The following is an 11,603-nucleotide window of genomic DNA, read 5'->3' as shown; positions in this document are numbered from 1 at the left end:
CCGCCGCAGACGTCTCGACCAAACGCCCCAAAACCGCGCCCGTGATCGGCGAACGCGCCTCTCGACCACCCCCGCCAAACACACTCTCCGAAACACCAAGACGAGACAAAAGCGAACGACACTCCGATCCCACATCCAAAGGCGAAGCGGAAACGGATTTCAAAGCAGCTTGATCGCGGGCTGACATCAGAGATCTCCCATGGGAACAGGTGTGCGGGCCTCAATGCGGGCGCGCCACCTTGGTTGTTTGTTGAACCGGGTCGACGGTGGCCCTCGTGCCACCGTCTTTAAGGAGATCAGGCGACCGCGTCGAGACGGATCTTGTTACCCGCCACATCCTGAACTTCGCCGAGACGCTCGCCCGCATAGACGCGGCCGAAACGGTTGGCGAGGAAAGTCTCCAGGGAGACCTCCTCCTGGCGCCGGAATCCGCGTGCCTCGAGCTTTCCTTCCACCAAAAGGTCGAGCATCGCGCAGATTCCCGCGGCCGTGGTCACTTGGATCGCGGTGCGCTGCCTTCCGGCGATCGACTGGCCGTAGATGCTGCGCGCATAGGTTTCCTGCACGTGGCGGCCGTCACGCTCGCCGGTCACGGTGACGAACACGATGACCATGTCCTGCATGGTGGCGGGGACGGCCTGTTCGAGGATGTCCTTGAGGACCTCGCGACGGTTGCGCAGCTGCAGGTCGTTGAGGAGAACGCGCATCAGCGCGCAATGGCCCGGATAGCGGATGGTCTTGTAGTTCAGTGTGCGGACCTTGCCGGCGAGGGTTTCGCACAGGGTGCCGAGACCGCCGGAGGTGTTGAAAGCCTCATAGCGCGTGCCGTCGAGGGAGAACTCCTCGAGTTCCTCCATCGCGGGGACTTCGCGCAGGCTGCCGTCGACGACCGCTTCGCAGCGTTCGATATACTCGTTGATGACGCCGTCGGTGCTCCAGGTGAGATTGTAGGACAACGCGTTGGACGGATATTGCGGCAGCGCGCCGACGCGCAGGCGCACCGTGTCGAGCTTGTCGAAACGGCTCGCGATATCGTGGGCGACGATGGAGATGAAGCCCGGCGCGAGACCGCATTGCGGCACGAACGCGGTGGTCGCGTTCTCGGCGAGTTCCTTCACCATCCGGGTCGTCGCCACGTCCTCGGTCAGGTCGAAATAGTTCACGCCGGCGAGACGCGCGGCCTTCGCCACGTGCGCAGTCAGGTGATACGGCGCGGCGCTCAGAACGGCGTAATGGCCCTTCAAGGCGGATTGGAGCGCGACGGCGTCGCTGAAATCGAGCTGGATCGTCTTGATGCCGTCGGTGGCGACGGCGGACAAGGCGACGGCGGAGCTGTCGGCGACCGTGACCGCGTAGTCGCCGGTCTCGTGAAGCATGTCGGCGATGGTCGAGCCGATCTTGCCGGCGCCGATGACGAGGATTGAATGCATGGAGGCCTCCCAAAATGTTTGATGTCAAGAAAACGCGAAAACCATGCARAACGCCATAGACAGGTAGACGGAAAGCCGACTAGGTTTCGGCATAATGCCGAACTGATTGGTCGAAGTGATGCTTGATGTGACGGACCGCGCCTTGATCGCCCTGTTGCGGGAGAATGCCCGCATCGGTCACGCCGAGGCCGCGCGGCGACTGAAGCTCTCCCGCACGACTGTCCAGGCGCGGGTCGAGAGCCTGGAACGACGGGGGATCATCGTCGGCTATACGATCCGTCTCGCGGAGGAAATCAGCCGCCGCATGGTGCGGGCGCATGTGACGATCGTCGTTGCGCCCAAGGCTTCCGGCTCGGTCGCTTCGGCCATGCAGCGGATGCCCGAACTGCGCGCGCTTCATTCGGTCGCGGGTGTCTTTGATCTCCTTGCGGTGGTAGAGGCAGAGGATGTGCCGACCCTCGACGCCGCCATCGACAAGATCGGTGCGCTCGAGGGCGTCGAGCGCACGCAATCGTCCATCATCCTTTCAACGAAGTTCGAACGATGACCTCTTCTCCTGTTGCCGCGGCCGATGTCGTGATCGTCGGTGGTGCCGTCATGGGTTCCTCGGCTGCCTATCATCTTCTCGCCGATCCGGGATTCGACGGGCGCGTCGTGGTGATCGAGAAAAACCCGACCTACGATCTGTCGGCTTCCGCCCTGTCGGCGGCGTCGATCAGGCAGCAATATTCGAGCGCGGTGAACGTCCGCATTTCCCTCTACGGCATTCAGTTCCTGCGCAGCATCGGCGAGCGCCTGGCCGTTGGTGACGAGCGCCCGGAAATCGGGTTGCGGGAAGGCGGTTATCTCTATTGTGCGACCGATGCCGGCGCGCCCGTCCTTGCCGAGAACCATGCACTGCAATCGGCCGAAGGCGCCGACATCCTGTACATGGATCCCGCGGCGCTCAAAGCGCGCTTCCCCTGGCTCAACGTCGATGATCTGAAGGCGGGAACCTGGGGTCATTCGGGCGAAGGCTGGTTCGACGGCTGGGGTCTGCTGCAGGCGTTCCGCCGCAAAGCCCGTTCGCTGGGCGCCGAGTATATTCAGGGCGAGGTTGGTGAGGTCGAACGCGAAGGGACCCGCGTGGTCGCCGTGCGTCTCAAGGACGGCCGCAGGATCGCCTGCGGAGCGCTGGTCAATTGTGCGGGATCAGGTGGTCGGGCACTCGCTGCCGCGGCGGGCGTGCCGATTCCGGTTCAGGCAAAACGGCGCTACGTCTTCACCTTCACCTGCCGCGAGACGATCGAGAACTGCCCGCTCCTCATCGACGTCTCGGGAACCTATGTGCGGCCCGAGGGCGAGGGATTCATTTGCGGCGCATCGCCGGAAGCCGACGCCGATCCCGATTGGCACGATGACGATCCCGCGTCGCAGGACATCGATTTCTCGTTCTTCGACGAGGTGATCTGGCCGTCGCTCGCCCATCGCGTGCCGGCCTTCGAGGCCATCAAGCCGGGACGGGCCTGGGCCGGGCCCTACGACATGTGTCTGCTCGATCACAACGCCATCGTCGGCCCGGCGGGCGAGATCGGGAATTTTTACCTCTGCAACGGCTTCTCGGGACACGGCCTGCAGCAGGCGCCGGCGATCGGTCGCGGGTTGTCGGAACTCATCGTGCGCGGCCGTTACGGTGCGCTCGACCTGTCGGAACTCGGCTACGATCGCGTCCTCGCCAACCGTCCGCTGATCGAACGCAACGTCATCTGAGTTCGAGTCGCCCACGATTCCGCTCGAAGGACCTCTTTCCTGGTCGAACGGACAGAATTTTCTTCGTGGGCAGCGGATTCGACTTTAGGCGAAGAGTGCAGTGCGGCGATTTGCAGGGGGAAACTTCAAGCCATCGTTAACGGCGTTTTGGACAGAGGAGACTCGTCTCCAACGCTTGCCGGCGCAGGGAATTGCTTCCCAAGGAATGGTGTCCCCAGCCCCTGAGACTCGCCCATCAAAAGGGCTTCCATTTTGAAGCCGGCTATGCTTGTCATGATTCCGTCACTGCACTGTCATCCAGCTTTCGTGCCCGGATGATCATGAACGACAAGAACATCCCACCGGGATGACAAGGGAGAGACTGACGATGAGCAAGAGGATTTTCCTCGCCGCCGTGGCAATGGGGCTTGCCACGAGCACGTCTGCTTTTGCGCAGACAGAGATTCAATGGTGGCATGCCATGACTGGCGCCAACAACGACGTCGTGAACAAGCTCGCCGAGGATTTCAACGCCTCGCAGAAGGACTACAAGGTCGTCACGACCTACAAGGGCCAATACGCCGACAACATGAATGCCGGCATCGCCGCATTCCGCGCCGGTAACGCACCGCACATCCTGCAGGTCTTCGAAGTCGGCACCGCGACCATGATGGGCGCCAAGGGCGCCGTGAAGCCGGTCGGCGAGATGATGAAGGAAGCGGGCGAGAACTTCGATCCGAAGGCCTATCTCCCGGCGATCACGGGCTACTACTCGACCGCCAAGGGCGAGATGCTGTCCTTCCCCTTCAACTCCTCGTCCATGGTGATGTGGATCAACAAGGATGCCCTCAAGAAGGCTGGCATCACCGAGATCCCGAAGACCTGGCCGGATGTTTTCGAAGCCGGCAAGAAGCTCAAGGCGTCGGGCCAGAATTCCTGCGGTTTCAGCAATGCCTGGGCTCCGTGGGCGGTCATCGAACAGTTCTCGGCTTGGCACAACGTGCCGATGGCCACCAAGGCCAACGGTCTTGACGGCTTCGATACCGAGATGAAGTTCAACTCGCCGCTGCATGTGAAATTCCTGCAGACGCTGGTCGATCTCCAGAAGGACAAGACCTACGATTATTCGGGCCGCGACAGCCGCTCGGAAGGCCGCTTCACCTCGGGCGAATGCGCGATCTTCCTGACCTCGTCGGGCTTCTACGGCAACGTGAAGGCGAATGCGAAGTTCGATTTCACCTCCGTTCCGATGCCGTATTATCCGGACGTCACGGGTGCTCCGCAGAACTCGATCATCGGCGGCGCTTCGCTGTGGGTGATGGGCGGCAAGAAGCCGGAAGAATACAAGGGCGTCGCCAAGTTCTTCGCCTTCCTCTCCGACACCGACCGTCAGGCGAAGCTGCACCAGGAATCCGGCTACCTGCCGATCACCAAGGCGGCTTACGAGAAGACCAAGGCTTCGGGCTTCTACGAGAAGAACCCCGTCCTGCAGACTCCGTTGATCGAGCTGACCAACAAGGAGCCGACCGAGAATTCCCGCGGTCTGCGCTTCGGCAACATGGTTCAGATCCGCGACGTGGTCTCGGAGGAAATCGAAGCGGCTCTTGCTGGCCAGAAGCCTGCCAAGGACGCGCTTGATGCGGCGGTCGCTCGCAGCAACACGATCCTGCGCCAGTTCGAGCGCACGGTTACCAAGTAAATCCTTCAATCTGAAAGACGCTTCATCCCGGGCGGTCACCGACTGCCCGGGATGATCTTATGAAAGAGCCTGCGGATCGGGACGTCGTTCCCGTTGGCCGCCATATTGGGTGACCCGGACGCGATGGAAAAACGAGCCCTCTTTTCAAACAAGCTTTTGCCTTACCTGCTGATCATTCCGCAGCTCGCGATCACGCTCGTTTTCTTCTACTGGCCCGCCTCGCAGGCGATCTGGCAGTCCTTCCTTTTGGAGGACGCGTTCGGCCTGTCGTCGGAATTCGTCGGCTTCGAGAATTACCGCGTTCTGTTCGCGCAGCCGGAATATTACCGCGCCATGGTGACGACGGTGATCTTCTCCAGCGCGGTCGCCATTCTGTCGCTGTCCTGCGCCCTTCTTCTGGCGTCCCAGGCCGACAAGAACTTGAAGGCCGGCCAGGCGGTCAAGACGCTTCTGATCTGGCCATACGCCGTCGCTCCGGCGATCGCGGGCGTGTTGTGGATCTTCATGTTCCACCCGACGCTCGGCACCTTGTCGAAGCCGATCAAGGGCATGGGCGTCGATTGGAATCCGATGCTGAACGCCAATCACGCCATGTCGCTTCTCATTCTCTCGGCCACCTGGAAGCAGATCAGCTACAACTTCCTGTTCTTCCTCGCGGGATTGCAGGCCATTCCGAAGAGCGTGATCGAGGCCGCGGCGATCGACGGCTCCGGCCCGATCCGCCGGTTCTGGACGATCATCTTTCCGCTTCTGTCGCCGACCACGTTCTTCCTCATCGTCGTCAACATCGTCTACGTCTTCTTCGACACCTTCGGCATCATCGACGCGGTGACCGGCGGTGGTCCCGCGGGGCGCACGACGACACTCGTCTACAAGGTCTATGCCGATGGTCGCCTCGGCGGCGATCTCGGCGGATCGGCGGCGCAATCGGTGATCCTGATGATCATCGTCATCGCGTTGACCGCGGTCCAGTTCAAATTCGTCGAGCGTAGGGTGCAGTACTGATGGTCGAGAACAGGCGTTACCGGAATATCATCGCCTATCTGGTTCTCGGGATGGGCGTCGTCATCGTCGCGTTCCCGGTCTACCTGGCGGTGATCGCATCGACCTTCGATGCTGCGACCATCAGCAACGGCAACATGCCCTTGCTCCCTGGCGATCAGGCCGGCGTGAACTATCCGCGTGCGCTGTATTCCGGCGGACGCCTCGCGCGCGAGCCGGTCAGCATGATGATGACCAACTCGTTCATCATGGCGATGGGCATCGCGATCGGAAAAATCCTGATCTCGATCCTGTCCGCCTTCGCGGTGGTGTATTTCAGCTTCCCGTTCCGCCGCACGGCGTTCTGGGTGATCTTCATCACGCTGATGCTGCCGGTGGAAGTGCGCATCTACCCGACCTACAAGATCGTCGCCGATCTGGGTCTTCTCGATACGTATGCGGGACTGATCCTGCCGCTGATCGCGTCCGCGACCGGAACGCTGCTGTTTCGGCAGTTCTTCATGACGATCCCGGACGAATTGCTCGAGGCATCGAAGATCGATGGCGCCGGGCCGTTCCGGTTCTTCAAGGATACGTTGCTGCCGCTGTCGGTCACGACGATCGCCGCGCTCTTCGTCATCCAGTTCATCTACGGCTGGAACCAATACCTCTGGCCGCTGCTGATCACGACGCAAAGTTCCATGCAGACCATCGTCATCGGCATCAAGAAGATGATCACGACGCAGGACGCGCTGACCGAGTGGCAGATCGCCATGACGACGGCTGTTCTCGCCATGGTGCCTCCGGTGCTGGTGGTGATCTTTATGCAGAGACTTTTCGTGAAGGGCCTCGTTGAAACCGAGAAGTGACGCGTCAAACGCGGATTTCTTGGAAGCGACCGACTTTAAAAATGCAATGAATTCTGCCGCGTTCACGACGGGCAGGCAGATGTTAAGGGATTGAGACAATGGCAGGTGTGACGCTCGATACAGTGCGCAAGATCTATGCGGGCGATGTGGAAGCCGTGAAGGGTGTTTCCCTCGGCATCGAGGACGGCTCGTTCTGCGTGCTGGTCGGACCGTCCGGCTGCGGCAAATCCACGTTGCTGCGGATGATCGCCGGACTCGAGACCATTTCCGGCGGTTCGGTCAAGATCGGCGAGCGCATCGTCAACGAGATCGAACCCTCCGAGCGGGACATCGCCATGGTGTTCCAGAACTACGCGCTCTATCCGCACATGAGCGTCTACGACAACATGGCCTACGGCCTGCGCAACCGCGGCACCCCGAAGGACGAGATCGCCTCCCGCGTGAAGGAAGCCGCACGCATTCTCGCGATCGAGCCCTTCCTGGAGCGCAAGCCGCGGGCGCTTTCCGGCGGACAGCGTCAGCGCGTCGCCATGGGGCGCGCCATCGTGCGCAAGCCGCAAGTGTTTCTGTTCGATGAGCCGCTTTCGAACCTCGATGCGAAGCTGCGTGTGCAGATGCGTGTCGAGATCAAGCGCCTGCAAAAGGCCCTCGGCGTGACGTCGATCTACGTCACGCACGATCAGGTCGAGGCGATGACCTTGTCCGACAAGCTCGTGGTGATGAGCGGCGGCCAGATCGAGCAGGTAGGCACGCCGTCCGATGTCTACCGCCGTCCGGAAACCCGCTTCGTCGCGACCTTCATCGGATCGCCCCCGATGAATATTCTCGCCGGCAAGGTCGAAGGCCCCGGTCGCGTGTCCGTCGGCGGTCAGGTTCTCTCGGCGACCGACATGCGCGATGGGCTCGCGACGGGCATGGATATCGAAGTGGGGCTTCGTCCGGAAGACGTTCGTGCCGGTGTCGCCGGATCCGGCCCGCTCTCGATGGACGTCGATTTCGTGGAAGAGCTCGGCGCGACGCAACTTTTCCACGGCAAGCTCGCCGGAGGCGACTTCGTCGTGCAGGCGCCGACCGGCCAGATCGCAGCGGACGTCAAGCAATTGTCCTTGTCGATCGATCCGTCGAACGTCCACCTGTTCGACCCGCAGAGCACGAAGCGGCTTGGCCGTTCCTGATCTCTGGGGCCCTGATCAAAGCGCCCGTTCCGCGCACCCTCGTGGTGCGGGCGCTGCCTGGTTTGCGGGGGAAGGCGTCCGAATTCCTCGCTGACCCGCCGCAGCCGAACGCCTGACGCAGTTGCGCGCAAATCCGCGCCCCGGTATCCCTCTCTTCAGCGAGGGAATGCCATGACGGTCAAAATCGACGGGTTGAAGCTCAAGATTCGTGACGTAGCCCGCGTTGCGCGCGCCAACGGCAAGGGACGGTTCGAGAAGGCCGCGCTCGATCCGAAGGCGCGCGAACAGATCGCCGCGACGCGCGCCTATATCGACCGCACCTGGATGCACGACGACGCGCCGCTGATGTACGCGTTCAACACCGGCGTCGGGCTGTTCAAGGACCAGCGCGTCCTGATCGCCGAGATGGCGGCCTATCAGCAGAAGACAGTCTACGCCCATGCGACCGGTGTCGGAGAGCCCTTCTCCGAGGACGTGACGCGCGCAATGATGATGTTGCGCGCCAACGCCTTCGCCTCGAACTATTCCGGCCCCCGCGTCGAGCTCGTGGAGCGCCTCATCGCGTTTCTGAATGCAGGACTGCATCCCGTGATCCCGCAAAAGGGCTCCGTCGGCGCCTCGGGCGACCTGGCGCCGCTGGCCCACATGGCGGGCGCGGTGTGCGGCTTTGCCGAAGCCGAGATGATTTATAAGGGCCGCCGCATGCCGGCGCGGGAGGCCATCGCGAAGGCGGGCTTCGATCCCGATTTCGATCTCGGCGCCAAGGATGCGTCGGCGCTGATCAACGGCTCGACGACGTCGCTCGCGCTGGGCGCGCTCGCGGTGTTCGATGCCCGCAAGCTTCTGAAGCACGCCGATATCGCCATGTCGCTCTCTCTCGAGGCGATGCGCGGCGAACTCGCGGCCTTTGATCCGCGTGTGCACAAGGCGCGACCCCATCCGGGCCAGGCGCGGGTGGCGCGCAATCTTCTGCGCGTGCTCGATGGCAGCAAACGCTGTTCGCAGGGCGCGCGCGACGTCGTGTTTCCCGACGAGCCGCGCCAACCCGGCACGCCGGCAAGCCCGCGCGTGCAGGACGTCTATTCCCTGCGTTGCACACCCCAAGTGCACGGCCCCGCGGTCGAAGCAGTCGAATATGTCGAGCGCATCATCGGCACGGAGATCAATTCGGCGACCGACAATCCGCTGATCTTCGACGACGGCAACGGCGGGTACGTTTCGATCTCGGGCGGCCATTTCCACGGGCAATACGTGGCGCAGGCCATGGATCTGCTCGCCATCGCCATGGCGGATCTGGGCTCGATCTCGGAACGCCGTTTGTCGCGCCTCATCGATCCGACGATGTCGTACGGATTGCCGCGCAATCTTCTCGCCGGCAAGCGCGGTCTCAATACCGGTTTTGCCACGGTGCAATGCTCCATGTCCGCGCTCGTCATGGAAAATCGCGGCCTCGCAACGCCGGGCTCGGTGGATTCAGTGCCCGGCAAGTCCAATGCCGAGGACCATGTGTCGAACTCGACCTGGTGCGGACGCAAGGCGCGCACCATCGTCGAGAACGTCGAACAGATCGTCGCCGGCGAGCTGTTGATGGCGGCCCAGGCGCTTACTCTCGTCGAGCCGGTCGCCAAGGATTTTCCGCTCGGCAAGGGCACGCGCGCCGCGATGGAAGCCATCCGCGCGGTGATCCCGCCGGCGCTCGACGGCGACCGGTGGTACGCCACCGAAATGCAGCAGGCGCTCGATCTCGTTCGGTCCGGCGCCGTCGTTGCCGCGGTCGAGGATGCCGTCGGGGCGTTGGAATAAAGGCGACGCCGATGGCCCGGGTTTCGGTGCTGCCGGTCCGCTTCGAGGACGCCGCGGAACTGGTCGCGGCGAATCTCGCGAGCATCGAGCTGCATGAGCCGTGGGTCTATCCCTGCCGAGATCGGGCGGCCTTCCTCGCGTATCTGTCGCGCTGCGACGGAGACCGCCACATGGGCTTCATCGCGCGCGAACGCGCCAGCGGCCACATCGTCGGTATCATCAACCTGAACGAGATCGTTCGCGGCTTCTTTCAGAATGCCTATCTCGGCTATTACGGCGTTGCTGGGATGGCGGGACGTGGGTTGATGCGGGAAGCGGTGGCGCAGGTGGTGTCTATGGCTTTCGACGAATTCGGATTGCACCGGGTCGAAGCCAACATCCAGCCGGGCAACCTACCGTCTCGCGTTCTCGTCGAGCGTCTCGGCTTTCGGCTCGAGGGCTTTTCGCCGCGCTATCTCAAGATCGGCGGCGCGTGGCGCGATCACGAACGCTGGACAATGCTGGCGGAGGATTGGGAGCGATCAATCTGACGTCGGTGCATTCTCGTCTGTCGACGGTGTCAGTCTTTTCTGCAGGAACGAGAGACTGTTGCCGACCGGAAAATCCTTCAATTCGCCGAAACGCGTGTAGCCCAGGCGCTGGTAGAGAACCACAGCCTTCGCGTTGAGCGTGTCGAGCCAGGCGGAATGACATCCGCGGCGAAGTCCCTCCGCTTCGGCCGCCGCGATCAATCGTGTCGCGATGCCCTGGCCGCGTAGTGCTTCCGGAACGAAGATCAGCTCGATCGTCAGCCAGCCCCAGCCCGTCCGTCCCCAGAGACCGCCGATCACGACCAGCGAATCGGGATCTTGGATGACGATCGCGAGATCGTCGATGGCACTATCGGGGCCGACGATGCCCCGATTGTAGGCGCGCAACGGGTCCTGGATGGCCTGCCTGATGTCGTCGCCCGGCGCTTCGACGAGCGCGATGTCATGGTTCACGCCGCAATTCTCCGGACCGTTTCGATCAGCACCCGGGCGGCGATGTCGGCGTCCTCCACGGTGATCGATTCCGCCGGGTTGTGACTGATGCCACCCTTGCATCGCACGAACAGCATGGCGACGGGGCACAGGGCGGCCACCGCGATCGCGTCATGGCCCGCACCCGAGGGAAGATGTCGTGCTTTCATGCCGAGCGTCCTGATCGAGGCTTCGAGTTGCGCGGAGAGACCCTCGTCCATGGGCGTTGCCGGAGAATCGCTGAAGCGATCCACCTGCAATTTGACGCCGCGTCGTCGCGCGACGGCGTCGAGCTCGGCGAGGATGTCCTCGACCATTCCAAGGAGCACCGCATCGTCCGGCGCCCGTGCATCGAGCGTGAAATCCACGTGCGCGGGAATGACGTTGATGGCGCCCGGCTCGACCTTCGCGACGCCGACGGTGGCCACCGTGTCGGTCCGCGTTGCGCCGGTCCGCTCGATGATGCCGATCATCTCGGCGGCAGCGGCGAGCGCGTCGCGGCGCATCATCATCGGCACGGTGCCGGCATGACCCGCTTCGCCGGTGACGGAAATGCGCGCGCGCGTTGCGCCGTTGATGGCCGTCACGATGCCGACGGGCAAATTCTCCGCCTCGAGGATCGGGCCCTGCTCGATGTGGACTTCGAGATAACCACGGTAGCGCGCCGCATCGCGCCGAATGGCGTTGATCCCCGTCGGATCGCCACCRAAAGCCGTCAGGGCGTCGCGCAGACGCATGCCGGTCGCGTCCGTGCCGTCGAGCCATGCGGGACTATAGCGACCGGATAAGGCGTAGGAGGTCGAGAGGTGGGTCGGAAAACGCGCGTTTTCCTCATCGCCGAAAGCGATGACTTCGATCGGGCAGGCGGGCACCAAGCCTTCTGCGCGTAGGGTCTCGGCGACGACGATCCCGAGCAC

General features: G+C 62.8%; 11 protein-coding genes and 1 pseudogene. 8 read left to right on the top strand and 4 right to left on the bottom strand.

The annotated features are described in order from the left end of the window. Both AC1DT3_RS04400 and AC1DT3_RS04395 read right to left on the bottom strand, forming a co-directional pair. Positions 1-187 (bottom strand): annotated as a pseudogene (locus AC1DT3_RS04400) (hypothetical protein); the annotation flags it as partial. Between the two features lie 109 nt (positions 188-296). Continuing rightward, the gene (locus tag AC1DT3_RS04395) at positions 297-1,430 is read right to left on the bottom strand and encodes a saccharopine dehydrogenase family protein (protein WP_477464027.1); all 1,134 of its coding nucleotides are present in this window, start codon (positions 1,428-1,430) and stop codon (positions 297-299) included. A gap of 118 nt (positions 1,431-1,548) precedes the next feature. Between AC1DT3_RS04395 and AC1DT3_RS04390 the strand changes: the two genes are divergently transcribed. From AC1DT3_RS04390 to AC1DT3_RS04355, 8 genes are all read left to right on the top strand, one after another. Beyond that, positions 1,549-1,977 (top strand): Lrp/AsnC family transcriptional regulator, encoded by a 429-nt coding sequence (locus tag AC1DT3_RS04390; RefSeq protein WP_477464026.1) that lies wholly within the window; start codon positions 1,549-1,551, stop codon positions 1,975-1,977. Then, the gene (locus tag AC1DT3_RS04385) at positions 1,974-3,179 is read left to right on the top strand and encodes an NAD(P)/FAD-dependent oxidoreductase (RefSeq protein WP_477464025.1); all 1,206 of its coding nucleotides are present in this window, start codon (positions 1,974-1,976) and stop codon (positions 3,177-3,179) included. The genes AC1DT3_RS04390 and AC1DT3_RS04385 overlap by 4 nt, the downstream gene beginning before the upstream one ends. A gap of 367 nt (positions 3,180-3,546) precedes the next feature. Next, positions 3,547-4,857 carry a sn-glycerol-3-phosphate ABC transporter substrate-binding protein UgpB gene (gene ugpB, locus AC1DT3_RS04380; RefSeq protein WP_477464024.1) on the top strand — a complete coding sequence of 437 codons (1,311 nt, stop codon included), beginning with the start codon at positions 3,547-3,549 and terminating at the stop codon, positions 4,855-4,857. Between the two features lie 123 nt (positions 4,858-4,980). Beyond that, positions 4,981-5,862 (top strand): sn-glycerol-3-phosphate ABC transporter permease UgpA, encoded by an 882-nt coding sequence (gene ugpA, locus AC1DT3_RS04375; RefSeq protein WP_477464023.1) that lies wholly within the window; start codon positions 4,981-4,983, stop codon positions 5,860-5,862. Next, positions 5,862-6,707, top strand: coding sequence for a sn-glycerol-3-phosphate ABC transporter permease UgpE (ugpE, locus tag AC1DT3_RS04370; RefSeq protein ID WP_477464022.1), 846 nt, complete (start codon positions 5,862-5,864; stop codon positions 6,705-6,707). Before ugpA ends, ugpE begins: the two co-directional genes overlap by 1 nt. A 98-nt stretch (positions 6,708-6,805) precedes the next feature. After that, positions 6,806-7,882: a sn-glycerol-3-phosphate import ATP-binding protein UgpC gene (locus tag AC1DT3_RS04365; protein ID WP_477464021.1), complete on the top strand. Its 1,077-nt coding sequence runs from the start codon at positions 6,806-6,808 to the stop codon at positions 7,880-7,882. Positions 7,883-8,053: 171 nt separating this feature from the next. Continuing rightward, positions 8,054-9,685, top strand: coding sequence for an HAL/PAL/TAL family ammonia-lyase (locus tag AC1DT3_RS04360; RefSeq protein WP_477464020.1), 1,632 nt, complete (start codon positions 8,054-8,056; stop codon positions 9,683-9,685). Positions 9,686-9,696: 11 nt separating this feature from the next. Next, the gene (locus AC1DT3_RS04355; protein ID WP_477464019.1) at positions 9,697-10,215 is read left to right on the top strand and encodes a GNAT family N-acetyltransferase; all 519 of its coding nucleotides are present in this window, start codon (positions 9,697-9,699) and stop codon (positions 10,213-10,215) included. Here the strand turns inward: AC1DT3_RS04355 and AC1DT3_RS04350 are convergent. Both AC1DT3_RS04350 and AC1DT3_RS04345 read right to left on the bottom strand, forming a co-directional pair. Continuing rightward, a complete protein-coding gene (locus tag AC1DT3_RS04350; protein ID WP_477464018.1) occupies positions 10,207-10,668 on the bottom strand; it encodes a GNAT family N-acetyltransferase in 462 nt (153 codons plus the stop codon). The genes AC1DT3_RS04355 and AC1DT3_RS04350 overlap by 9 nt on opposite strands. Continuing rightward, positions 10,665-11,603: hydantoinase/carbamoylase family amidase (locus AC1DT3_RS04345; protein ID WP_477464017.1), on the bottom strand; the 939-nt coding region annotated here is incomplete at its 5' end. The genes AC1DT3_RS04350 and AC1DT3_RS04345, both read right to left, overlap by 4 nt.

It is taken from the genome of Microvirga sp. P4_G7 (assembly GCF_056401005.1).
This window is presented reverse-complemented; position numbering and strand designations above follow the sequence as displayed.

Bases quoted from the DNA above. Each gene is read 5' to 3' on its own strand.
- AC1DT3_RS04395 (WP_477464027.1), bottom strand. From the start codon at position 1,430: ATGCATTCAATCCTCGTCATCGGCGCCGGCAAGATCGGCTCGACCATC.
- AC1DT3_RS04360 (WP_477464020.1), top strand. From the start codon at position 8,054: ATGACGGTCAAAATCGACGGGTTGAAGCTCAAGATTCGTGACGTAGCC.
- AC1DT3_RS04385 (WP_477464025.1), top strand. From the start codon at position 1,974: ATGACCTCTTCTCCTGTTGCCGCGGCCGATGTCGTGATCGTCGGTGGT.
- ugpE (WP_477464022.1), top strand. From the start codon at position 5,862: ATGGTCGAGAACAGGCGTTACCGGAATATCATCGCCTATCTGGTTCTC.
- AC1DT3_RS04355 (WP_477464019.1), top strand. From the start codon at position 9,697: ATGGCCCGGGTTTCGGTGCTGCCGGTCCGCTTCGAGGACGCCGCGGAA.
- AC1DT3_RS04365 (WP_477464021.1), top strand. From the start codon at position 6,806: ATGGCAGGTGTGACGCTCGATACAGTGCGCAAGATCTATGCGGGCGAT.
- ugpA (WP_477464023.1), top strand. From the start codon at position 4,981: ATGGAAAAACGAGCCCTCTTTTCAAACAAGCTTTTGCCTTACCTGCTG.
- AC1DT3_RS04390 (WP_477464026.1), top strand. From the start codon at position 1,549: ATGCTTGATGTGACGGACCGCGCCTTGATCGCCCTGTTGCGGGAGAAT.
- ugpB (WP_477464024.1), top strand. From the start codon at position 3,547: ATGAGCAAGAGGATTTTCCTCGCCGCCGTGGCAATGGGGCTTGCCACG.